Origin of the sequence: Pseudoxanthomonas koreensis, assembly GCF_010093225.1 — a bacterium.
In the GTDB taxonomy this organism is placed as follows: domain Bacteria; phylum Pseudomonadota; class Gammaproteobacteria; order Xanthomonadales; family Xanthomonadaceae; genus Pseudoxanthomonas; species Pseudoxanthomonas koreensis.
The window spans coordinates 1-21,342 of sequence record NZ_PDWM01000002.1; the positions used below are offsets into that span (position 1 = coordinate 1).

Sequence of the window (21,342 nt, forward strand, 5' to 3'; positions counted from 1 at the left end):
GATCTCCAGATCGGTGATCGCCACGCCCGCTCCCGTCGAAGACGACAGCGGCCGAGGCTACGGGGTCGACCCGGAGGTGCGTAAATCTGGGTGTCGCCTTAGCGGAAAGTTAGGGTGTCGTCCTACAAGCTCCTTCAGTCGCTTGGCGTCGGGCACGCTCATGCCCCCGAACTTGCTCCGCCACAGGTAGTACGACGCCTCGCTGAAACCGTGCTTGCGGCACAGCTCCTTGACCGGCAGTCCGGCCTCGGCCTCACGCAGGAAGCCGATGATCTGCTCTTCGGAAAAGCGCTTCTTCACGTCCAATCTCCTCGCTTTGGGGAATTGGACTCCAGTTCGCCGTGCTACTCAAAACCGGGGGGACGTCGGTGGGTACCGCGGAGGGGCTCTATCGCGGCTGCAAAATGGCGCAAGAGTGGCGTCGCAGCGAACGTCCGTCCGAATCTAATTTGCCGCTCGCCTTTGACCTCATGAGCGACTGCACAAACTTCGTTGAAGGTGCTGCGGCAGTTACATTCTTAGAGGTCAAGTTCCTGAGCACATGCTCAACTGCAAGAACTCTAGATTCCGACGAGCTAATTGATGAGATCGTATCAATCGTAAAGAATGACCCGGTAAAGATCGGGCAAGGTCAAAGGCGAGAATGGCTTCTCAGGCTCGCAATGTTCAACTTGGCTGGCTGTAGATGAGGGTTAACGAATCATTCAAGCCGATGTCGCTTCGCGGCACGGATTAATTCCGGCGTTAGGCGTCATACGGGAGGTCTTCGATGCATCAGGTAGAGCAAGAAGGAGCGTCAAGAAGATTCGCGCTAGCGTGGCAAGCCGCCGGAAGACACCTTGGATCACTTGGTGGCGAAGGCCTGAATTGGCTACGTGCCGATCTTGATCCGCCGCTCGCAGAACATCTGTCTTTCAGAATCGGAAATCGCCTGTTCTTTGTCTTCGTGGAGCCGACGGACGGCACGCCTCCTCCAAGCTCAAAGCAACTCTTTCTGTCAGTAGCAGCAGAAGCAACTGCTATCCCAGTCATACTCAAGATGGAGCCCGCCCTATCTGGCTTTCGTCCAACTGAGAGTGATTGGGGATTGCGCCACGCAATCGATCAAACGAAAGTTGATCCATTTTTGATTGTCGATGACACCGATATTCCCATGTCTGCTTGGGAGCTTCATGATTTCGCCGTCCAAGTAGTAAAAGGACAACTCGAATCTTCCGGTAAGAAAATTCTGGCTTCACAACCTTCACCGCACATTGATCCTTCAGTTTGGTTTGAGGATACCAATGGGCCTGCCTTTATAGTAGTTAGGCATGCCCGCTATCCTGAGCCTCGGGCAACACCTCCAGCAAACTTGCACGAAATAGCAGAATCTTGCAGGAGACTGTCTAGCCGCGGTTATTTCTGCTCCGTATCGATCGCCAATGCAGATGACATTGAAGCACCGCCTCTGCGTGGACATGGTTTGTGGCCTAAGTTCTCAGGATTGCAGCAAATTGACGCCTAACAGTTCATTCAATTCGATGCCGCTTAGCGGCACGGCTTAACTCAGGTGTTAGATGCTGCTGGAGCGCTCCAGTGAACCCAAGAGATATTCCGGAAATCCGTGAAGCTGATGCCGCGTTGAAGGTTGCGGAGTCTAGTTTTCCGTCACGCGAATCAGCGGAAATGTTTAGGGATGCATTTGAGTCTCTGGATGACTTCGCTGAGTTCTGCTCGCCAAGAGCGGAAGTTGCGCAATTCATTGACAATCTGAAGCTGTCTTACGCAAGAACAATCGTCAAGCGCCTCAGTCAGATCGACACCAAGGACTTCGACCACTACATCTACTACACGATAATCGTGTTTGTTCGCATGCGACCTACTCTCGACAAGCTCTCAGTAATTGATCCTGAGATTGGCAATATGCTTGCCGAGTGCAAGGTTAGGTTTCGGCCGCAGATCGAAGATCTAGTTCGTCAGTTCCAGTGGGGCAGCGTCTAGCAATTCATTCAAGCCGACGCCGCTTTGCGGCGCGGCTTAACTCAAGCATTAGATGCCAGTGGTAGCAATGCGCAAAGTCCTGTCTCTAAGCTCTCTTACCCTCGCTGCCATCGGCGCCTCATTCGCCGCGACCGCAGTCCTCTTTACGTATCCCTCGAATCCGCTCATCTGGCAGGTGGCCACATGGACACTTGTGGCGGGACTGATCGGCCTACTGGTACTTGTTCCTGTCTCGGGCTACGTCCTTGCCAGGAACCGTGCGGCAAGGAGCTGGCAGCAAATCGCAACGTTTCTATTCGGCTTGGCTTGCCTGGTTGCGGTTGCCGTCGTTTCCTTGTAGACCGCACACTTGCGTGGGCGTCGCCAGCGTGAGCTGCGGTCGGCGCCTGGCGATTCATGCAAGCCGACGCCGTCTCGCGGCGCGGCTTGGCCCGGGTGTAGATGGCAGGAGAGATCATGGGCGCTCAGACAAGATCACTCGTCGCCTTCGCTCATGTCGCCAGCGTGCAGCGAAGCATCGAGTTCTACGCTGACCTTGGCTTCAAGGTGACAAACACTGTTGTCCCAGAAGGCCAGGCCGCTCCTGTTTGGGCTTGGCTCGAGAGTGAAAAAGCCAACCTCATGATCGGCTTGGCGGACGGACCGTTTGAGGCCTCCCGACAGGCCGTCCTGTTCTACCTCTACTTCGACAACATCAAGCAAACTCACGCTGCCCTGTCGGAGTCGGGTCACTCCCCGGGCGAGATCAGGTATCCGTTCTACATGCCCGGTGGCGAGTGCAGACTGGAGGACCCGGATGGCTACGTGCTCATGCTCGCTCAGATCTAGGCGCCATCCAACTGGCCTCGGCTCAGTAGTCGGTCGCTGGCTCGTTGGCCGTCGGGCGTGACAAGTTGGTCAAGCCGAACTGGCTTCGCCAGTCGGCCCACCGGGCGTCAGGTGCCGCGCCATGCATTGGAGGAGTCGATGAAGAAAGAGTGCTTCGCGTTGATTGGTGCCGCCCTGTTGGTCGCAAACCACGCCTTGGCCAAGGCTGGTGAAGCTGCTGAAGAGGCCGCGAGTCCGATGGCGGTGGCCCAGCTCGATGGATTTGCTTTGGGGCTGGCCCAGGCTGAAGCATTCTCAGGCGTACTGCTTGTAGCCAGGGATGGGGAGATCCTGCTTGAGCGCGCATACGGGAAGCGGGACTCGCGCGAAGACCATGAGAACACGGTCGACACCCGATTCAACCTCGCGTCCGCCGGAAAGATGTTTACTGCCGTGGCCATTCTGCAGCAGGTGGCGGCCGGACGAATCACGTTGGACACGAGCGTTGGCGAAGTATTGCGGGACTATCCGAACCAGGACTTCGCGACGCAGGTGACGATCCGTCACTTGCTGACGCACACTGCAGGCGCAGGGGATATCGATCTGTTCGGGGTTGAGAACGCGAAGAACCGGGATAGCGTTCATTCGGTGGCGGACATGATGGCACTGCACGCGCATCGCCCTCCCGCCTTCCCGCCAGGATCCAGCCAGGAGTATGGAAACTTCGGGCACGTCGTCCTTGGTCGCATCGTCGAGGTCCTGTCGGGCCAGTCATTCGAGGCCTATATACAGGATCATGTGTTCGGCCCATCGGGAATGAGCCGCACCGCCTTCGTCGACTGCCCCGACAACGCCGCGGACATCGCCGTCGGGTACGTCGAGCTCGATGGAGAGCAAAAGTTGAATTGCGAGACCCTTCCCCGTCGAGGCTTCCCGGCAGGCGGGCAGGTTTCCACCGCACGGGACATGTTCAAGTTCGTTGAGGCCTTGAGAGCGGGCAAGCTGCTGCCGGCCGCGCTGTTCAGTGAGGCCATCCGTCCTCAGCGGGAGTTCATGGGTCTGGGCTTTTTCGCGACCGAGTATGGACCGGGCTATCCGAAGAGAAATTTTCGTTGGGGACACGCTGGCTCCGCTGATGGGATCTGCACGGACGTACGTACATATCCCCTGACAGGAGAGACTGTTATCGCCCTCTCCAATACCGACGTACCAGGATGCTTCGAGGTCACCAACTTCCTGCACCGTCAGTGGGAGCTTCGGCATAAAGTGGGCGAGGATCACCGGCCGGATAATCAGCCGCAAGCACTCGAAGCGGCACCGGACAGTTCGTTTAGGCCGACGCCGGTTCGCGGCGCGGCTTGACTTGGGCGTCAGCTGTTTACAAGTGGAGTCCAGGAGGGAATGCGGTGAACTTGAATCAGGTGACGCTTCCTGTCGTCGATATCGATACGGCTGTCGGGTTCTATGAGGCCATGGGATTCACGCTCATCGTCCGATCGCCTCATTACGCCAGGTTCGAGTGTCCGGAGGGTGAGGCGACTTTCTCTGTCCACCTGTCCGATCCGCCCGTGGCAGTGAATGGATTTGTCGTGTACTTCGAGTGCGCCGACCTGGATGCACGGGTAGAGGAGCTCCGGGAACGAGGCTTCGTCTTTTCCCGGCTCCCGACTGATGAGCGCTGGCTATGGCGCGAGGCGCGGCTCCACGACCCGTCCGGCAACACGCTCTGCCTGTTCTGGGCAGGGCAGAATCGCAGGAACCCGCCCTGGCGGGTTCCTGCCGTGGCCTGGCAGTGACCTCTTGCAGGAGAAAAGCATGTTCGTGCCAAAGTGGCTTGTTGTGCTGGCGTGCCTGTTGTTCGTGACCCTTGCGGCGTGGACGTACCTGTTGGCGACCTCGCGCAATCCGCTGCCGTTCCCGGACCGGGGTTCGCGCATCTTCACCGCGTCCTCGCCCGAGGCCAAGGCGGCGATCGTGGAGCTTCTCGGGCGCCACGGAGTCAAGGAGCGGTTCCACGCCGACACCAGCGGGATACTCCGTTCGATCATGTGGGACGGGACGATCATCAACCACGCGCCGCCGGACGCCCTGCAGAAACTCGACCACGCCGCGGCGAGCATCGGGCTGGTGGTGGACGATCCTGTCGCAAGCGCCAACGATGCGGCCGAGTTCCTGCGGGCCCGGGGCTTCGAGGCGCGGGTGGTCCTGGACGTGGAGCCGGACCTGCCGATCGCGTTCGTCGTGACCAACGCGATGTCCGGCACGGTATTGAACTTCCGCAAGCACCTGATCCATTTCCCGAAGCCTGTTCCGGTCAGGGCGCAAGGGGAGTAGGTTGAGCGGGCCGGTGCCACGCCGCGTGCGTGGCGAACGGGTGATCCCCGGGGCGGGAGCAGGAGCAATCATGGGCGACGAGCGCACGAAACAGCCGTTCTATGCGGGGACGACCTATCGGCGGGTTTCGGCCGTGGTCGGCACGATCGTCGTCGTGGCCGGCTTCTATGCGCTCCTTTTCGCGGAGACCGATCCGGTGCTGCGGATTCCCGGCGGCATCGGCATCATCCTGATCGGCGGGAACCTGGCGTGGTCCGCCTGGAAGGCAAGGGAGTCATGGCTGTCCAGGATCGGGCCGTTGCCGTGAGCCATGCGCCGGCCCGGCGACACGGGGCGGCTTCATTCCAGCATCGGGTGACAAGGAGGGTTCCATGAGTCCTGCGCAACATCTCGTCGCGGCCTGCACGGCGCTGGTTCTGCTCACTGCGCTGGTCGGGCTGCGCATGCTCTCTGTCCGTGTCGCGGAGATGCGCGCCCGGCGGATCCATCCCCAGGCCGTCGCCCTTTCCGGCCAGCGCGCCGGAAAGTTCGAAGACACCCGTGCATCGGACAACTACAACCACCTGTTCGAGCTTCCGGTGGTCTTCTATGCCCTGTGCCTTGCGGCGATCGGCACCGGCCACATCCCGGCCTGGCTGCCGGCGACGGCATGGCTGTTCGTCGGTCTGCGCGTCGTCCACAGCGCGATCCAGTGCAGCTACAACAAGGTCATGCACCGGTTCATGGTGTTCCTGGCCGGATTTTTCCTCGTTGTCGCGATGTGGCTGGCCTACGCGGTGTCGTACATCGCCGCCTGACGGTGCCGCGGCTCAGCGTTCCGAATGCCCGCTCTGGTCGTATTCGCGCGGCGCCATCAGGTCCGGCTTGATCAGGGAGACGAAAGCGCGCGCCTGCGGCGACAGCACGCGGCCCTTGCGCACCACCACGCCGTAGCTGCGCGAGGGGAAGAACGAGGACAGCGAGCGTGAGCCGAGGCGGTCGCGGTCGGCCTCGCCCAGGCAGACCGAGGGCACGATCGACACGCCCATGCCCATCGCCACGTACTGCTTGATCACGTCCCAGCCGCTGACTTCCAGCGCGACCTTGTACGGCACGCGGTTCTGCTGCAGCACCAGGTCGACCAGGCGCCAGGTGACCTGTCGCTTCGGCGGCAGGATCAGCGCGTGTTCGGCCAGGTCGTGCAGTTCCAGCCGAGGCTTCTTCAGCAGCGGGTGCCCGGGCTGGGCGATCAGGCGCTGCTCGAAGCGGTAAGCGGCCTCGTAGCTGAGGTCGGCCGGCACGTCGAGCAGGGTGCCCACCACCAGCTCCACCGCGTCCTCGCGCAGCAGGTCGGTGCCTTCGCCGGTGACCACGTTGTGGAGGGTCAGGCGCACGTCCGGATGGCGGGCGCGGAAGGCCTCCACGATCTTCGGCAGCAGGTAGAGGATGGTCGAGCTGTTGGCGGCGATCTTCAGCTCGCCGGCCTCCAGCCCGCGCACCCGCTCGCGGAAGCTGGCCTCCAGCCCGTCCAGCTGCTCGACCAGCGGCAGGGCCATCTCGTACAGGACCTCGCCCTCGCGGGTGGGGCTGAGGCGGCGGCCGTTGCGCTCCAGCAGGGCCATGCCCAGGTCCCGCTCCAGGGCCTGCAGCTGCAGGGTGATGGCCGGCTGGCTGACGAAAAGGGCGTCCGCAGCCCGCGAAACCGACCCCAGGCGCACCGTCTGGCAGAACGCGCGCAGCGGCTTGAGCCGGTCGGACTTGTAGGAAAAACGCGGACTTGCGCTCGGCACCACGGAATAGTTGTGTCTGCGTATTAGTTGATCTTATGCAATACATTGCAAAATCTAAATTGTCAAATATTTTGCCGCAGCGCAGCGTGGCTCTCGATCCCGTGCAGCCAGGAGCCTGCCATGTCCGCCACCGCCGCCACCGCAATCCCTCCCTCGTCCCGTCCGGCCAGCCGCCCCGCGTCCGTCGCCGCGGTCGCCCCGCGCGCGGCCGCCGGGCTTGCGTTGACCGAGCGCGTCGCCGGGCAGGAGCAGTTGTTGCCGGCGCCGCTGCTGGGCCTGCTGGTCTCGCTGCACCGGGCGATCGAGCCGGAGCGCCGCGCCCGCCTGGCCGCCCGCCGCGAGCGCCAGGCCTTCTTCGACGCCGGCGGCCTGCCGGACTTCCGCCAGGACACCGCCGCGATCCGCGCCGGCGACTGGAAGGTCGCGCCGATCCCGCGCGCGCTGCAGGACCGCCGGGTGGAGATCACCGGCCCGACCGACCCGAAGATGGTGATCAACGCGCTGAACTCGGGCGCCAACTGCTACATGGCCGACTTCGAGGACTCGACCGCGCCGACCTGGCGCAACCTGCTGGCCGGCCAGCGCGCGCTGGCCGCCGCGGTCGACGGCACGCTGGCGTTCGAGGGCGACAACGGCAAGCAGTACCGGCTGCGCCCGTACGAGGAGCGCGCGGTGCTGCTGGTGCGCCCGCGCGGCTGGCACCTGGACGAGAAGCACGTGCGCATCGACGGCGAGCCGGTCTCCGGCGGCCTGTTCGACATGGCCGTGTTCGCCTGGCACAACGCGCGCACGCTGATGGCCAACGACCGCGGCCCGTATTTCTACCTGCCCAAGCTGCAGTCGATGGAAGAGGCGGCGCTGTGGGAAACCGCGCTGTCGCACGTGGAGTCGATGCTGGGCCTGCCGCACGGGCAGATGAAGGTGACCGTGCTGGTGGAGACGCTGCCGGCGGTGTTCGAGATGGACGAGATCCTGCACGCGCTGAAGGACCGCATCGTCGGCCTGAACTGCGGGCGCTGGGACTACATCTTCTCCTACCTGAAGACCTTCCGCGCCCACGCCGACCGGGTCCTGCCCGAACGCGGCCAGGTGACCATGACCCAGCCGTTCCTGAAGGCGTACTCGGAGCTGCTGATCCGCACCTGCCACCGCCGTGGCGCGCATGCGATGGGCGGCATGGCCGCGCAGATCCCGATCGCGCACGACGAGGCGGCCAACGAGCAGGCGCTGGCGCGGGTGCGCGCGGACAAGCTGCGCGAGGTCACTGCCGGCCATGACGGCACCTGGGTGGCGCATCCGGCGCTGATCCCGGTGGCGCGCGCGATCTTCGACGCGCACATGCCCACGCCGCACCAGCATCACGTGCTGCGCGAGGACGTGCAGGCCAACCGCGATGCGCTGATCCGGCCGAGCGAGGGCACCATCACCCGCGAGGGCTTCGAGAACAACGTCGAGGTCTGCGTGCGCTACATGGCCGCCTGGCTGGACGGCAACGGCTGCGTGCCGATCCACTGGCTGATGGAGGACGCGGCCACCGCCGAGATCGCGCGCGCGCAGTTGTGGCAGTGGCTGCATCACTCCGATCCGCGCGGCCGCCACGCCGACGGCAGCCCGGTGCACCTGGCTGACGGCACGGTGATCGATTTCGCCCTGTTCGAGCGCACCCTGGCCGCGCTGCCGGGCCGGCTGGGCGATACCGCCACGCTGCCGGGCGGGGCGCGGATCGCCGAGGCCATCGGGCTGCTCGACGAGCTGACTCGTGCCTGCCAGCTGGTCGAGTTCCTGACCTTGCCGGCGTACGCGCGGATCGACTGAGGCTCCATCCGTTTCGCGCCCACGCTCTTGTAGGAGCGGGCATGACCGCGACCCGACGCCGTCGGCACGGGCGACGGTTTCATGATCCAGACGACCGTGTCGCGGTCATGCCCGCTCCTACAAGGCACCCCACTGTTGATGTGACAACCATGCCCCACGGAGAAGCAACATGACCACGCTGAAGACCGCCGAGCAGATCCAGCACGAATGGAACACCGACCCGCGCTGGGCCGGGATCACCCGCAACTACACCGCCGCCGACGTGGTCCGCCTGCGTGGCACCATCCCGGTCGAGCACTCCATCGCCAGGCTCGGCGCGGAGAAGCTGTGGCGTTACCTGCACGAGAAGGATTTCGTCAACGCGCTCGGCGCGCTGACCGGCAACCAGGCGATGCAGCAGGTCAAGGCCGGGCTCAACGCGATCTACCTGTCCGGCTGGCAGGTCGCCGCCGACGCCAACCTGGCCGGGCAGATGTACCCGGACCAGTCGCTGTATCCGGCCGACTCGGTGCCGGCGGTGGTCAAGCGCATCAACAACGCGCTGCTGCGCGCCGACCAGTTGCAGCACGCGGAGAAAAACGGGGAAGGGAGTGACGACTCGATCGACTTCCTGCAGCCGATCGTGGCCGACGCCGAAGCCGGTTTCGGCGGCGTGCTCAACGCCTTCGAGCTGATGAAGGCGATGATCGAGGCCGGCGCCTCGGGCGTGCACTTCGAGGACCAGCTGGCCTCGGTGAAGAAGTGCGGGCACATGGGCGGCAAGGTACTGGTGCCGACCCGCGAAGCGGTGGAGAAGCTCAACGCCGCGCGCCTGGCCGCCGACGTGATGGGCGTGCCGACGCTGCTGGTCGCGCGCACCGACGCCGAAGCCGCCGACCTGCTGACCTCCGACATCGACGACAACGACAAGCCGTTCACCACCGGCGAGCGCACCGTCGAGGGCTTCTACAAGGTACGCAACGGCCTGGACCAGTCGATCAGCCGTGGCCTGGCCTACGCGCCGTACGCCGACCTGGTGTGGTGCGAGACCGGCAAGCCGGACCTGGAGTTCGCGCGCAAGTTCGCCGAGGCGATCCACGCCAAGTTCCCGGGCAAGCTGCTGGCCTACAACTGCTCGCCGAGCTTCAACTGGAAGAAGAACCTGGACGACGCCACCATCGCCAAGTTCCAGAAGGAAATCGCCAGCTATGGCTACAAGTTCCAGTTCATCACCCTGGCCGGCTTCCACGCGCTGAACTACTCGATGTTCAACCTGGCCCACGGCTACGCCCGCCGCCAGATGAGCGCCTTCGTCGAGCTGCAGGAGGCCGAGTTCGCCGCCGCGGAAAAGGGCTTCACCGCGGTCAAGCACCAGCGCGAGGTCGGCACCGGCTACTTCGACACGGTGACCCAGGCGATCCAGCAGGGCCAGTCCTCGACCACCGCGCTGAAGGGCTCGACCGAGGAGGAGCAGTTCCAGAGCCGCGCGGCGTGAATGGATGAATGAAGGCGTGAATGCACGGTCGGGAAGGCCGGAACAACAGGCGGGTGCGTCGAAAGACGCACCCGCTTTTGATGGGGGCAGGCCGCGGGCCGCGGCTGGCGCCGTTGGTTCCTGCAGGGACCGGTTGCGCCGGCCCACGGGTGCCGGGTCATGGACCATACTTTTCCCCGTCGTGGCGGACGGTCCGACAGCAGGAACGGCGCGCGATCCGTGACTGGCGGCACAGTTTCCATGCGCCGCCCACGAGACGGCCACGACACCGCGGCGAAGGCTGCCCGCCGCCCTTCACGGACACGGCGCGATGCTATGCTCGGCGTTCACCTGGAGGGGGCCAGGTACGGGAGCCGCGGGATGTCCAGCGACGGCATGGCGAGCAATGGCCGTGACAGGAACGATCAGGATGCCGGGGGTGGCAGCACGGCCGCCCTGGCGGCGCCTGAGTACAACCTTTTCGCCGCCGTGGGCCGCGAGCGGACCATGCGCGCGGGCGAACGCCTGTTCCGCCGTGGCGATCCGGGCGAGCTCATGTTCGTCATCGCCGCCGGCCGGGTCGAGCTGGATTTCGGCAACGACCTGGTCACCAAGCAACTGGGGCAGCGGGAGTTCTTCGGCGAGCTGGGCCTGCTGATCGGCGAGCACACCCGCAGCGCCGACGCGGTGGCGGCCAGCGATGGCCGCCTGGTGGAACTGGGACAGGCCGAGTTCGGCCAGCTGGTCGAGCGCGATCCGGCACTGGTGGCGCAGTTCCTGCGGCGTTCGATCGCCCGGGTGGTGCTCAACGAGCAGGGCCTGATCCGCCAGCTGCGCCGCCGCAACCAGGACCTGGAAACGGCGCTGGACAACCTCTATGCCACCACCCACCAGCTCAACCAGACCGAAGAGCTGATCCGCACCGACGAATTGACCGGCCTCTACAACCGTCGCGGCCTGACCCTGCACCTGCAGGAATGCCGGCGCGCGGGCATGCAGCAGGCGATGGGCCTGGTGCTGGTGGACTGCGACCGCTTCAAGCAGATCAACGACGACCATGGCCACCTGGTCGGGGATCGCGTGCTGCAGAACGTGGCCGGCATCCTGCGCTCGGTCGCCGGTCCCGACGACGTGCCCTGCCGCCTGGGTGGCGACGAGTTCTGCCTGCTGGTGGCCGCGCACGAGCGCGCCGAGGTGATGCGCTACGCCGACTTCGTGGTCGCCACCACGCGCAACCTGCTGCAGCTGCGGCAGGCCGTGCCGACCATCTGCGCTGTCAGTGTCGGCGCCTGCCTGGTCGAGCCGGAGCAGGACTGGAACGACTGGTATGCCCGCGCCGACGCCGCCCTGTACGAAGCCAAGCGGCTGGGCGGCAACCGCGCCTTCTGGATCGACGCCCCGGTCCCGCTGCGGAGCTGAGGCGAGGATGGACGGCATGCCGCAGCACCACGCCGATGCCCCCGAGCTGCGCACCCTGCTGCTCACCGACCTGAGCGACTCCACCGCACTGGTGGAGAGCCTCGGCGATGGTGCCGCCGCCGAGCTGTTCCGCGACCACGACCGGCTGGTGCTGGAACTGCAGCAACGCTGGCGCGGGCGCCTGATCGACCGCTCCGACGGCCTGCTGCTGCTGTTCGAACGCCCGCTGGACGGGCTCGGCTTCGCCCTGGACTACCGGCGTGGCCTGGACGCGCTGGGCCACGCCCACCGCACCGGGCCGCTGCTGGCGCGCGCCGGCCTGCACGTGGGCGAGGTGCTGCTCTGGCGCAACAGCGACGAGGCGGTGAGCGTGGGCGCCAAGCCGGTGGAGGTGGAGGGCCTGGCCAAGCCGTTCACCGCGCGGCTGATGCACCTGGCGCGCCCGGGCCAGATCCTGCTGTCCTCGGTGGCCGAGCCGCTGGTGCGCCGCGCCGCGCGCGAACTGGGCGAGCGCGGCGAGGCCCTGCAGTGGCGCTCGCACGGGCGCTGGCATTTCAAGGGCGTGCCGCAGGTGCAGGAAGTGCACGAGGTCGGCGAGCCGGGCCTGGCGCCGCTGCGCATGCCGCGCGGCGACGGCAAGGCACGGCGTGACCTGCCGGTGTGGCGGCGTCCGCTCGCGCTGGCGGCCGAGGCGGTACTGGTCGCCGGCGTAGCGGTGGGCGTGTGGTTCATGACCCGGCCGGAACCGGCGATCGCCTTTTCCGAGCGCGACTGGGTGGTGCTGGGCGACCTGCGCAACCTCACCGGTCGCAGCGTGCTGGACGATTCGCTGGAACAGGCGTTCCGGATCAGCCTGGAGCAGTCGCGTCACGTCAACGTGCTCAGCGACCTGAAGGTGCAGCAGACGCTGCGGCAGATGCGCCTCGATCCGCAGGAGGCCGAGCTCGACCGCTGGGTGGCCTCGCACGTGGCCGCGCGCGAAGGCGCGCGCGCGGTGATCCTGCCGACGGTCTCGGAGGTCGGGAACAACGTGCAGTTCTCGGTGGAGGTGATCGATCCGGTGACGCTGGATACCGTGTATTCGGAACGCGCCACCGGGGCCGGCCTGGAATCGGTCCTGGATTCGATCGACAAGGTGACCGCGCGGCTTCGCGGCAACCTGGGCGAGGCGATGGCTTCCATCCAGCAAAGCTCCACCCCGCTTCCCGACGCCACGACCTCGGACCTCGAGGCGATGCGGGCCTATGCCCTGGCCGAGATCGCGATGGGCAGGCAGCGCCTGGACGACGCGCGCGGCCTGTACGGGAGCGCGATACGCATCGATCCGAAGTTCGCCCGCGCCCATCTCGGCCTGGCGAGCATCGCCTGGGCCCTGGAAGAGACCGAAGTCGCGCGCCGGCACGTCGCCGATGCGGTGCGGGTGCGCGACACGCTCACCTCGCGCGACCGGCTGCAGGTCGACGCATGGCAGGCCGAAGTTTCGCCGGGAGGCGGCTCGCTGGTGCACTGGCTGACCCTGGCCAGGCTCTATCCGGACCACTTCGGTGCGCAGTCGAACGCGTCCTGGTACCTGCTGATGGAAGCGCGGTTCGATGAGGCCGCCACGCACGCGATATCGGCCGCTGCCGCGCAGTCGCCGCGCAGGAGCTATCCACTCGTGCACCTGGCCCGCGCGTACGTCGCGCTCGGACGCCCCGATGACGCGATACAGGCCCTGGAAGAGGCGCAGCAGGCTGGCAATGCGCCTTCGGTGCTGACCCGTTCGGAGGCCTTGCTGCTCCTCGGCCGCGACGGCGAAGCCATCGCCCTGCTGGAGGCGGTCAAGGCCGAGGAAAGCCCGATCATGTGGCTGCATGCGCAACGGACACTGGCGTCCATTGCGCTCGGGCAGGGCGACCATGAACGCGCCGTGCGGCTTTCGGAACGTGCCCGGGCCCAGGCGGCATCGATGCAGCCGGCGGTGGCGCGACATTACGCACTGGTCGATGCCATCGTGCGATCGGCGGCGGGGACAAGGCCCTCCGCGGCGGAACTGTCCGCGCTGGAACGCAGCTTCCGCACCGCCATGGCGGACAGGGAGATGCCCGCCCGGTACGAAGATCTTTTTCGCTATGCGTTGCTGACCTACCTGGCCCAGCAGGACGGCCATGCGGGCCTGGCGGCGGGCTGGCTGCGCTGGCTGGAGCCGGAGGCCGCCGGAGCGAAGAACCGGATCGTGGACAAGATGCTCGTGGTCGTGCGCGCCAACCAGCTGCGGCTCGAGGGCCGGCTCGAGGAAGCCGGCGAAATGCTGCTGCCGCAGATGGACGGGACCGAGCTGGTGCAGGTACGCGTGGTCATGCGCGAGGTCGAGCGGGACCGCGGCAACCTGGAAGGCGTGCAGGCGCAGCAACGCTGGCTGGACGAGAACCAGGGGCGGGTGCTGGCCGAGGTGGCCGCGTCCCAGGTGATGCAAGTGATGAACGTCGTCGAGGCGGCGCCCGCGGCGGCGGCGGGCACGGCGGAATCGCGCCGGAACGCCCGTGCCGGCCTGGCACGGACGCTCCGGCCGGCAGGCCTCACTCCCTGCCGAGGGACTGCTCGATCCTGCCTGCCTCGAAGTTGAAGATGACGGTCATCGACGTCGCGCTGCTGACCAGGTACTTGGCCAGCGCCTGGCGCGTCTTCGCGATCTCCTCCTTCGGCGCGAGCGTGGTGACCTGGGCGCAACGCAGCTGGGCGTCGGCGCCGGCCTTGTAGCCGACCTTCTCCAGTGCGGCGCGTGGATCCTTGACGAACAGCGCGCGGAAGTCATCATCGCCGGACAGGCCATCGAGAAGCCTGTCGACCACGGCCGGATCCATGGGCGTGCTCTTGGAGTCGCTGATCATCTGGTTATCCTCGGCTGGTTCGCGCACGGGAATGTGCGGTGGTGCATGGTCATACTGCCGGGGCGGGCTTTCAAGGGGAGCGGCATGCGGGTGAGGCGCTGTGCGATCTTGTACCTGGAGCCGCGCGAGCGGGTGGAGTTCGACCTGCACGGCCTGCTGGCGGGAAGCAGCGGCGCGGCGAGGATCGTGGAATGGATCGCGCACGCGCCGCACCTGGCGCGGCCGGTCGCCATCGATGAAGCCGCCCGCGATTGCCTGGGATGCCTGTCCGCCGAGGAGTGGACGACGCGCGAGGCGCTGGCTGCGTGGCCCGCGGACGTGCTGGACCGGCTGGTGGAACAGGGGCTGGCGGTCGCCGATGAAGGCGGTGCCACGGAGCACGCGGCCCGCGATGTGCAGGGGCGCGATGGCCACTGGTGGGGGCCGGCGGCGCTGGTCCACGCTGCCGGGCGATGGAGTGGCGAGGATGCCGCCGCGGCGACCGAAGCGGCGGGCCTGTCCACCGCCGTCGGCCTGCGCGAGCGGCTGGGCGTGCCGCCGCCAGCCGCGCTCACGCGCTGCGATCCGGCGGACCGCATCGCGCTGGCGCGCGCCGAAGCGGACGGTTTCGACGAACTGCTGCAGCGGCGGGCCACGTGCCGCAACTTCGACAGCGACCGTCCGCTGTCGCAGGCCTTGCTGGCGCGGATGATGGAGCGCGTGTTCGCCGCCCAGGCGCAGTGGCGGATGGACGACGAAACCGTGTTCCTGAAGAAGGGTGCGCCGTCAGGTGGTGGCCTGCATCCGACCGAGGCTTACCTGATCCTGCAGCAGGTGGAAGGACTGGCCGCGGGCCTTTACCACTACCACCCGGTCGAGCATGCGCTGGAACCGCTGCCGGGCGCAGGCATGGCGATGCGCGAACTGGCGCTGCAGGCAGTGGCCGGCCAGCACTGGTTCGCCGATGCGCCGGTGCTGGTGGTGATGGCCGCGCGCTTCGCCCGCTGCTTCTGGAAATACCGCCAGCATCCGAAGGCCTATCGCGCGGTCACGATGGACGCCGGCCACCTGTCGCAGACCCTGTACCTGGCCGCGACCGACCTGGGCCTGGGTGCATTCGTCACCTGCGCGATCAACGAGGTGGACATCGAGCGGGCGCTGGGACTCGATCCGCTGGAGGAAGGGGTGATGGCGGTCTGCGGTTTCGGCTGGCGCGCAGGCGAGATGCGCAATGCCGAGTTCGATCCGGCCGGGCGGGTGTGGCCGGCCGCGCGCTGATCCGCTTCGCCACGATCCGTAAACCGTGAGACGTGACGACCGGGATGCCGCTGCGCGGCATCCCGGCGTGGTGCTTACTTGCGTACGTCCTGCGTATGCGCCTGCAGCGCCGCCTGCAATCCCTCCACGCCATCGGCGCCGGCCGGCACGGTGGTGCTGGAGCCCTTGAGGTCTTCGCCGATCGGCTGCGCGCGGCCGCCCAGGCACTTGGCCAGGAAGTTTTCGGTGATCGCGTTGAACGCCTTGTTGTTCTCCGGGCGGGCGAAGCCATGGCCCTCGTCGGGGAACAGCACGTAGGTCACCGGGATGTTCTTGGCCTGCATCGCCGCGACGATCTGGTCGCTCTCGGCCTGCTTCACCCGCGGATCGTTGGCGCCCTGGCCGATCAGCAGCGGCTTGTTGATCTTGTCGGCATGGGTCAGCGGCGAACGTTCCTTCAGCCAGGCGCGGCCTGCCTCGGTGCGCGGGTCGCCCATGCGCCGCGCCAGTTGCTCGTAGAAGCTGGCCCAGTACGGCGGCACCGTGGCCAGCAGCGTTTCCAGGTTGGACGGGCCGACGATGTCCACGCCGCAGGCGAAGGTGTCCGGGGTGAAGGTCAGGCCGGCCAGGGTTGCATAACCGCCGTAGCTGCCGCCCATGATCGCGACCTTGTCGGCGCTGGTGATGCCTTCGCCGACCGCCCAGTTCACCGCGTCGATCAGGTCGTCGTGCATCTTCGCGCCCCACTCGCCGTCGCCGGCGTTGGTGAACTCCTTGCCGAAGCCGGTGGAGCCGCGGAAGTTCGTACTCAGCACGGCGTAGCCGCGGTTGGCCAGCCACTGGTCGTAGCTGCTGTAGCCGTAGCCATCGCGGCCCCACGGGCCGCCGTGGACCAGCAGCACCATCGGCACCGGCTGGTCGGCCTTGCCGTCGCCGTTGGCGTCGGCCTGCGCGGGCAGGGTGAGGTAGCTGGTCAGGGTGAGGCCGTCGCGCGACTTCAGCTCCAGCGGCCACATCGGCTGCAGCGGCTTGCCGTCCAGCGCCGGGCGCGCGGAGAACAGCTTCGTCAGTTTGCCTTCGCTGCCGGGCGTGCGGTCGTAGCGGTAGTAGACCACCGGCGATTCGGCGGCCGAGTAGGCCACGATCCAGGTGCTGTCATCGAGCGTGCGCGCGTTGACGTTCGCCTCGCCCGGACCGATGGCTTCCAGCGCCTTGAGGTCGGTGGCGAGCGCATCGCCCAGCGGCTTCCATTCGTTGCGAAGGTAGTTCACCGACACCGCCTGCAGTTCGCCGGTGCGCGGGTCGCTGAGGCCGCCGCCGATGTCGGCGCGCGCATCCTCGGCCAGCAGCGTGCGCTCGCCGCTGGCGCTGTCGACCGCGTACAGCGCCGAGGTGTTGCGGTTGCGCGAGTCGGCCAGGTACAGGGTCTTGCCGTCGGTGGTCAGGCCCAGGGTGGAGGTGGTGAGCACGTCCTCGAACGGGACGTCGTCGGCCTTCTCCCAGCCGTTGCCGGCGCGCTTGAGGATGTCCAGGCCGCCGTCCGGGCGCGAGCGCTGGGCGAAGCGCAGGTTGTAATCGCCATCGGCGATGTAGCCGGCGATCTCGCTGGTGTTCTTCTCCACCAGGGTGCGCTCGCCGCTGGCCAGGTCGACCCGGTAGAGGTCGTGCCACTTTGCGTCGCGGTCGTTCATCCCGACCAGGATGCTGCCGGGCTGGTCCGGGCTGACCCCGGCCACCTGCGCGGTGGTCTTCGGGAACGGAGTGAGGTCGCGGGTCTGGTTGCCGGCCAGGTCCACCGCGTAGAGGTGGAAGTCCTCGTCGCCGCCGCTGTCGCGCAGGTACAGCAGGGTGTCGGGCTGGTAGGACCAGAAGTAGTTGCGGATGCCGCGCGCCTTGTCGTCGGTGACCGCGCGCGCCGCGGCCGGGTCGCCGGCCGGCGCGATCCAGACGTTCATCACCCCGTCCACCGGCGCGATCCAGCTCAGGTACTTGCCGTCGGGGCTGATCTGCACCGACGCGCGCTCGGGGTTGCCGAACAGCGCGTCGCGCGCGATCAGTTCGACTTCCTTCGGAGGCGCATCCGGGGCGGGCGCGGCTGCGGTGGCGTCGCCCTCCTGCTTGCCCTTGCATGCGGCCAGGGCGAGGGCGAGGGCGGTGACGGCGAACAGGCGGGTGTGGCGCATGGGAGGCGTGCTCCAGGGATGCCGGCGGCATCGGAACGCGCACGCTAGCGCATGTCCCGGCCGGCGTCGTTCCAGTCGCGTTAAACGCACCCCATGACCTATGGCAGGCCCGCGGGGCGGGGTTTGCGCGGCTGCTCCCCTCGCATCAACCACCAGCCCCCGCCAGCGGCGCGCGATACCCGAGCGCTTCGGCCAGATGGGCCACCGCGATCGCCTCGGCGCCGTCCAGGTCGGCGATGGTGCGGGCCACGCGCAGCATGCGGTGCAGGCTGCGCGCGGTCAGCTGCAGGCGTTCGGCGGCCTGCTCGAGCAGCCGTTGCCCGGCCGCGTCGAGCGCGCAGGTGGTGGCGACGCCGGCGGCATCGAGGTGGGCGTTGAGGACCCCGGTGCGTTGAAGCTGGAGCGAGCGGGCGGCTTCCACGCGTTGCCGGATCGCGGCACTGGATTCGCCCGGCGGGGCGTCGGCACGCAGCAGCGCCGGCGGCAGCCGCACCATCGCCAGGTGCAGGTCGATCCGGTCCAGCAGCGGCCCGGACAGGCGGCTCCAGTAACGCTGCACCGCGTCGGGCGTGCAGCGGCAGCGCGCGCAGGGATCGCCGGCCCAGCCGCACGGGCACGGGTTCATCGCCGCGACCAGCTGGAAGCGCGCGGGGAACTCGGCGCTGCGCGCGGCGCGGGAGATGGTGATGCGGCCGGACTCGAGCGGTTCGCGCAGCACTTCCAGCGCGGTGCGGCTCCACTCCGGCAGTTCGTCCAGGAACAGCACGCCGTTGTGCGCCAGCGAGATCTCGCCCGGCCGCGGCGGACTGCCGCCGCCGGCCAGGGCCACGGAACTGGCACCATGGTGCGGCGTGCGCAGCGGCCGCTGGCGCCAGCGCGACGGGTCCAGGCCGCGGCCGCTGATCGAATGCACTGCCGCCGTTTCCAGTGCCTCGGCCTCGCTGGCTTCCGGCAGCAGGCCGGGCAGGCGCGAGGCCAGCAGGGTCTTGCCGCAACCCGGGGGACCGCTCATCAGCAGGTGGTGGCTTCCAGCCGCGGCGATCTCCAGCGCGCGCCGCGCCTGCGCCTGGCCGCGCACGTCGGCCATGTCCGGCTGCGCCAGCGGCGGCGCGGCACCGGCATCTGCGTTCCCTGCGGCACGCGGCAGCGACCGCCCGCCCAGGCTGGCGCAGGCTTCCAGCAGGGTGCGGGCGACGTAGGCCTGCGCGTCGCCCGCCAGCGCGGCTTCGGCACCGCTGCCGGCCGGCCCCCCCAGGCGGCGGCCGTCGCGCGCGGCGGCCAGCCCCGCCGGCAGCACGCCGTCGACCGGCCGCAGTTCGCCGGTCAGGCCCAGTTCGCCGAGGAATTCGCAGCCGGCCAGCGCGTCGCGGTCGATCTGGCCGCTGGCGGCGAGGATGCCCAGGGCGATCGGCAGGTCGAAGCGGCCGCCGTCCTTGGGCAGGTCGGCGGGGGCCAGGTTGATGGTGATGCGCCGCTGCGGGTATTCGAATTGCGCGCAGAGGATGGCTGCGCGCACGCGGTCGCGCGATTCGCGCACCGCCGCCGCGGGCAGGCCGACGATCTGGGTGGAAGGCAGGCCGCCGGACAGGTGCACTTCCACCTGCACCGGTGGCGCGCAGACCCCGGCGCGGGCCCGGCTGTGCACCAGCGCCAGGCCCATGCGCGGCTCAGCCCGGATCGCCCGGGCGCGAGGCGGCGGCGGCGCGCAGGCGCGCTTCCAGTTCCTCGATGTTGCGCTCGAGCGCTTCGAGCTTCTCGCGGGTGCGCAGCAGCACCGCGCGCTGCACGTCGAACTCCTCGCGGGTGACCAGGTCCAGCCGGCCCAGCCCGGCCTGCAGCGCGCTGCGGAAGCTGGCCTGCAGTTCCCCGCCCGATTCGCGCAGGCCCGGCGGGACCAGTTCGCTCAGGCGGCGGGCGAGGTCGTCGATGTGGTTGAGGTCGATCATGGGGGCTCCGGCGGGAAGTTCAGCGTGCGCGCGCGGCGCGGCGCGCGGGATCGGCGCGGGCCGGCGCGCACGGTCGGAAAACTCCGAGGGCCGCGCGGTGGCGCGCATGCGGACATTGGACCCGGCACGCGCCGGCGTGGCAAGCGCGGCCCGCGCTATCCTGTATGCCCCGCAGTGTTCCGGAGTCGCCCGATGAAGATGGTCATGGCCGTGATCAAGCCGTTCAAGCTCGACGACGTGCGCGAAGCGCTGTCGGCGCAGGGCGTCGCCGGGATCACCGTCACCGAGGTCAAGGGCTTCGGCCGGCAGAAGGGCCATACCGAGCTGTACCGCGGCGCCGAATACGTGGTCGATTTCCTGCCCAAGGTGAAGATCGAGGTCGCCGTCACCGAGGACCGGGTCGAGGCGGTGGTCGAGGCGATCGTGCGCGCGGCCGGCACCGGCAAGATCGGCGACGGCAAGGTCTTCGTCTACGACCTGGGCCAGGTGGTGCGGATCCGCACCGGCGAGCTGGACGCCGACGCGCTGTAGTTATTCGCCCAGCGCTTCGGCCACGAACGGCGGGGCGACCAGCACGCCGGTGTGCAGCGGCGCGCTGTAGTACTTCGTCGCGAACGCCTTGCCGGCCGCGTCGGTCTCGCGGAAGCCGAAGCCCTGGCCCTTGCGCGCCAGGGTCACGCTCCACCAGCCGGTCGGATAGCACGGCTGCGGGAACGGCAGGGTCTTGAAGGTCGAGAAGCCGGCCTTGCCCATCTCTGCGCGCATCGACTTGATCAGCTCCAGCTGCGCCAGCGGCGATTCGCTCTGCTGCACCAGGATGCCGTCGTCCTTCAGCGCGCGGAAGCAGCTGGCGTAGAAGTCCTTGTTGAACAGGCCCTCGGCTGGGCCGACCGGGTCGGTCGAATCGACGATCACCACGTCCACGCTGCCGGCCGGGCAGTTGGCCATGTAGGCCACGCCATCGTCGAACAGCAGTTCGGCACGCGGGTCGGCGTTGGAATCGCACAGCTCCGGGAAATGCTTCTCGGCCATGCGCGTGACCTGCTCGTCGATGTCGCACTGGGTCGCGCTCTCCACGCCCGGGTGCTTGAGCACCTCGCGCAGGGTGCCGCAGTCGCCGCCACCGATGATCACCACGCGCTTCGGGGCGGCGTGGGTGAACAGCACCGGGTGGGCGATCATCTCGTGGTACAGGAAGTTGTCGCGGCTGGTGAGCATCACCGCGCCGTCGATCAGCATCAGGTTGCCCCAGTCGGTCGTCCGGTAGATCTCGATCTTCTGGAACGGCGACTGCACCTCGTCCAGCTTGGCCTCGACCCGGTAGCCGATCGCCGATCCGGTCGGCTCGAAGCGTTCGATGTACCAGTTGTCCTGGGTGCTCATGGGATGTCCTTGTGCTTCTTCTCCTCCCGCCGGGAGAAGGTGCCCGGAGGGCGGATGGGGGCCGGCGGAAGAGGGGCCGGCGGCGCGGGGCGCGCATTGTAACGGACCCTCCTGAACGCGGGGGTTAGAATGCGCGTCCTCCATGAC

At 67.5% G+C, this 21,342-nt stretch carries 20 protein-coding genes and 1 pseudogene; 14 read left to right on the top strand and 7 right to left on the bottom strand.

Annotated elements, in window-relative coordinates; all coding sequences use genetic code 11:
* Positions 1 to 126: 126 nt before the first annotated feature.
* Positions 127 to 300 (bottom strand): annotated as a pseudogene (locus CSC64_RS00945) (transposase); the annotation flags it as partial.
* A 469-nt stretch (positions 301 to 769) separates the two neighbouring features.
* Between CSC64_RS00945 and CSC64_RS00950 the strand changes: the two are divergent.
* The 8 genes from CSC64_RS00950 (at position 770) to CSC64_RS00985 (ending at position 5,918) form a co-directional block, all read left to right on the top strand.
* Positions 770 to 1,504 carry a hypothetical protein gene (locus tag CSC64_RS00950; RefSeq protein WP_162433458.1) on the top strand — a complete coding sequence of 245 codons (735 nt, stop codon included), beginning with the start codon at positions 770 to 772 and terminating at the stop codon, positions 1,502 to 1,504.
* 71 nt (positions 1,505 to 1,575) lie between these two features.
* On the top strand, positions 1,576 to 1,980 hold the full coding sequence (locus CSC64_RS00955) for a hypothetical protein (protein WP_162433459.1): 405 nt from the start codon (positions 1,576 to 1,578) through the stop codon (positions 1,978 to 1,980).
* Between the two features lie 441 nt (positions 1,981 to 2,421).
* Positions 2,422 to 2,808: a VOC family protein gene (locus tag CSC64_RS00960; protein WP_162433460.1), complete on the top strand. Its 387-nt coding sequence runs from the start codon at positions 2,422 to 2,424 to the stop codon at positions 2,806 to 2,808.
* A 138-nt stretch (positions 2,809 to 2,946) separates the two neighbouring features.
* Positions 2,947 to 4,149, top strand: a complete 1,203-nt coding sequence (locus tag CSC64_RS00965) for a serine hydrolase domain-containing protein (protein WP_162433461.1) — start codon at positions 2,947 to 2,949, stop codon at positions 4,147 to 4,149.
* Positions 4,150 to 4,193: 44 nt separating this feature from the next.
* Positions 4,194 to 4,583, top strand: a complete 390-nt coding sequence (locus CSC64_RS00970; protein ID WP_162433462.1) for a VOC family protein — start codon at positions 4,194 to 4,196, stop codon at positions 4,581 to 4,583.
* Positions 4,584 to 4,602: 19 nt separating this feature from the next.
* Complete coding sequence (locus CSC64_RS00975) at positions 4,603 to 5,121, top strand: hypothetical protein (RefSeq protein ID WP_162433463.1); 519 nt, start codon at positions 4,603 to 4,605, stop codon at positions 5,119 to 5,121.
* A gap of 70 nt (positions 5,122 to 5,191) precedes the next feature.
* Positions 5,192 to 5,428, top strand: a complete 237-nt coding sequence (locus tag CSC64_RS00980) for a hypothetical protein (protein WP_162433464.1) — start codon at positions 5,192 to 5,194, stop codon at positions 5,426 to 5,428.
* Positions 5,429 to 5,492: 64 nt separating this feature from the next.
* Positions 5,493 to 5,918, top strand: a complete 426-nt coding sequence (locus CSC64_RS00985; RefSeq protein WP_162433465.1) for an MAPEG family protein — start codon at positions 5,493 to 5,495, stop codon at positions 5,916 to 5,918.
* Between the two features lie 12 nt (positions 5,919 to 5,930).
* On the opposite strand, the gene CSC64_RS00990 is transcribed toward CSC64_RS00985, so the two are convergent.
* Positions 5,931 to 6,893, bottom strand: coding sequence for a LysR family transcriptional regulator (locus tag CSC64_RS00990; protein WP_162433466.1), 963 nt, complete (start codon positions 6,891 to 6,893; stop codon positions 5,931 to 5,933).
* A 117-nt stretch (positions 6,894 to 7,010) separates the two neighbouring features.
* Here CSC64_RS00990 and aceB point away from each other — a divergent pair, with 117 nt between their 5' ends.
* From aceB to CSC64_RS01010, 4 genes are all read left to right on the top strand, one after another.
* Complete coding sequence (gene aceB, locus CSC64_RS00995) at positions 7,011 to 8,705, top strand: malate synthase A (protein ID WP_162433467.1); 1,695 nt, start codon at positions 7,011 to 7,013, stop codon at positions 8,703 to 8,705.
* Positions 8,706 to 8,874: 169 nt separating this feature from the next.
* The gene (gene aceA / locus CSC64_RS01000) at positions 8,875 to 10,179 is read left to right on the top strand and encodes an isocitrate lyase (RefSeq protein ID WP_162433468.1); all 1,305 of its coding nucleotides are present in this window, start codon (positions 8,875 to 8,877) and stop codon (positions 10,177 to 10,179) included.
* 360 nt (positions 10,180 to 10,539) lie between these two features.
* Positions 10,540 to 11,577: a GGDEF domain-containing protein gene (locus tag CSC64_RS01005; RefSeq protein WP_162433469.1), complete on the top strand. Its 1,038-nt coding sequence runs from the start codon at positions 10,540 to 10,542 to the stop codon at positions 11,575 to 11,577.
* A 16-nt stretch (positions 11,578 to 11,593) separates the two neighbouring features.
* On the top strand, positions 11,594 to 14,182 hold the full coding sequence (locus CSC64_RS01010; RefSeq protein WP_238389700.1) for a putative peptide modification system cyclase: 2,589 nt from the start codon (positions 11,594 to 11,596) through the stop codon (positions 14,180 to 14,182).
* On the opposite strand, the gene CSC64_RS01015 is transcribed toward CSC64_RS01010, so the two are convergent.
* The gene (locus tag CSC64_RS01015; protein ID WP_162433471.1) at positions 14,136 to 14,447 is read right to left on the bottom strand and encodes an NHLP-related RiPP peptide; all 312 of its coding nucleotides are present in this window, start codon (positions 14,445 to 14,447) and stop codon (positions 14,136 to 14,138) included. The genes CSC64_RS01010 and CSC64_RS01015 overlap by 47 nt on opposite strands.
* Positions 14,448 to 14,531: 84 nt before the next feature.
* On the opposite strand from CSC64_RS01015, the gene CSC64_RS01020 reads away from it, so the two are divergent.
* Positions 14,532 to 15,704: a putative peptide maturation dehydrogenase gene (locus CSC64_RS01020; protein ID WP_162433472.1), complete on the top strand. Its 1,173-nt coding sequence runs from the start codon at positions 14,532 to 14,534 to the stop codon at positions 15,702 to 15,704.
* A 74-nt stretch (positions 15,705 to 15,778) separates the two neighbouring features.
* Here the strand turns inward: CSC64_RS01020 and CSC64_RS01025 are convergent, their stop codons facing one another.
* The 3 genes from CSC64_RS01025 to ubiK form a co-directional block, all read right to left on the bottom strand.
* Complete coding sequence (locus CSC64_RS01025) at positions 15,779 to 17,866, bottom strand: S9 family peptidase (RefSeq protein WP_162433473.1); 2,088 nt, start codon at positions 17,864 to 17,866, stop codon at positions 15,779 to 15,781.
* Between the two features lie 145 nt (positions 17,867 to 18,011).
* On the bottom strand, positions 18,012 to 19,526 hold the full coding sequence (locus CSC64_RS01030) for a YifB family Mg chelatase-like AAA ATPase (RefSeq protein WP_162433474.1): 1,515 nt from the start codon (positions 19,524 to 19,526) through the stop codon (positions 18,012 to 18,014).
* A 7-nt stretch (positions 19,527 to 19,533) separates the two neighbouring features.
* Positions 19,534 to 19,812 carry a ubiquinone biosynthesis accessory factor UbiK gene (ubiK, locus tag CSC64_RS01035; RefSeq protein WP_162433475.1) on the bottom strand — a complete coding sequence of 93 codons (279 nt, stop codon included), beginning with the start codon at positions 19,810 to 19,812 and terminating at the stop codon, positions 19,534 to 19,536.
* A 192-nt stretch (positions 19,813 to 20,004) separates the two neighbouring features.
* Here ubiK and CSC64_RS01040 point away from each other — a divergent pair, with 192 nt between their 5' ends.
* Positions 20,005 to 20,343 carry a P-II family nitrogen regulator gene (locus CSC64_RS01040; protein ID WP_162433476.1) on the top strand — a complete coding sequence of 113 codons (339 nt, stop codon included), beginning with the start codon at positions 20,005 to 20,007 and terminating at the stop codon, positions 20,341 to 20,343.
* Here the strand turns inward: CSC64_RS01040 and speE are convergent, their stop codons facing one another.
* A complete protein-coding gene (gene speE, locus CSC64_RS01045) occupies positions 20,344 to 21,195 on the bottom strand; it encodes a polyamine aminopropyltransferase (RefSeq protein WP_162433477.1) in 852 nt (283 codons plus the stop codon).
* Positions 21,196 to 21,342 lie beyond the last annotated feature (147 nt).

Coding starts and splice junctions, on each gene's coding strand:
- CSC64_RS01005 (WP_162433469.1), top strand. CDS start 10,540: ATGTCCAGCGACGGCATGGCGAGCAATGGCCGTGACAGGAACGATCAG.
- CSC64_RS01020 (WP_162433472.1), top strand. CDS start 14,532: ATGCGGGTGAGGCGCTGTGCGATCTTGTACCTGGAGCCGCGCGAGCGG.
- CSC64_RS00980 (WP_162433464.1), top strand. CDS start 5,192: ATGGGCGACGAGCGCACGAAACAGCCGTTCTATGCGGGGACGACCTAT.
- CSC64_RS01025 (WP_162433473.1), bottom strand. CDS start 17,866: ATGCGCCACACCCGCCTGTTCGCCGTCACCGCCCTCGCCCTCGCCCTG.
- CSC64_RS00950 (WP_162433458.1), top strand. CDS start 770: ATGCATCAGGTAGAGCAAGAAGGAGCGTCAAGAAGATTCGCGCTAGCG.
- CSC64_RS01030 (WP_162433474.1), bottom strand. CDS start 19,526: ATGGGCCTGGCGCTGGTGCACAGCCGGGCCCGCGCCGGGGTCTGCGCG.
- ubiK (WP_162433475.1), bottom strand. CDS start 19,812: ATGATCGACCTCAACCACATCGACGACCTCGCCCGCCGCCTGAGCGAA.
- CSC64_RS00975 (WP_162433463.1), top strand. CDS start 4,603: ATGTTCGTGCCAAAGTGGCTTGTTGTGCTGGCGTGCCTGTTGTTCGTG.
- CSC64_RS01015 (WP_162433471.1), bottom strand. CDS start 14,447: ATGATCAGCGACTCCAAGAGCACGCCCATGGATCCGGCCGTGGTCGAC.
- CSC64_RS01040 (WP_162433476.1), top strand. CDS start 20,005: ATGAAGATGGTCATGGCCGTGATCAAGCCGTTCAAGCTCGACGACGTG.
- CSC64_RS00960 (WP_162433460.1), top strand. CDS start 2,422: ATGGCAGGAGAGATCATGGGCGCTCAGACAAGATCACTCGTCGCCTTC.
- CSC64_RS00965 (WP_162433461.1), top strand. CDS start 2,947: ATGAAGAAAGAGTGCTTCGCGTTGATTGGTGCCGCCCTGTTGGTCGCA.
- aceA (WP_162433468.1), top strand. CDS start 8,875: ATGACCACGCTGAAGACCGCCGAGCAGATCCAGCACGAATGGAACACC.
- aceB (WP_162433467.1), top strand. CDS start 7,011: ATGTCCGCCACCGCCGCCACCGCAATCCCTCCCTCGTCCCGTCCGGCC.
- CSC64_RS00985 (WP_162433465.1), top strand. CDS start 5,493: ATGAGTCCTGCGCAACATCTCGTCGCGGCCTGCACGGCGCTGGTTCTG.
- speE (WP_162433477.1), bottom strand. CDS start 21,195: ATGAGCACCCAGGACAACTGGTACATCGAACGCTTCGAGCCGACCGGA.
- CSC64_RS01010 (WP_238389700.1), top strand. CDS start 11,594: ATGCCGCAGCACCACGCCGATGCCCCCGAGCTGCGCACCCTGCTGCTC.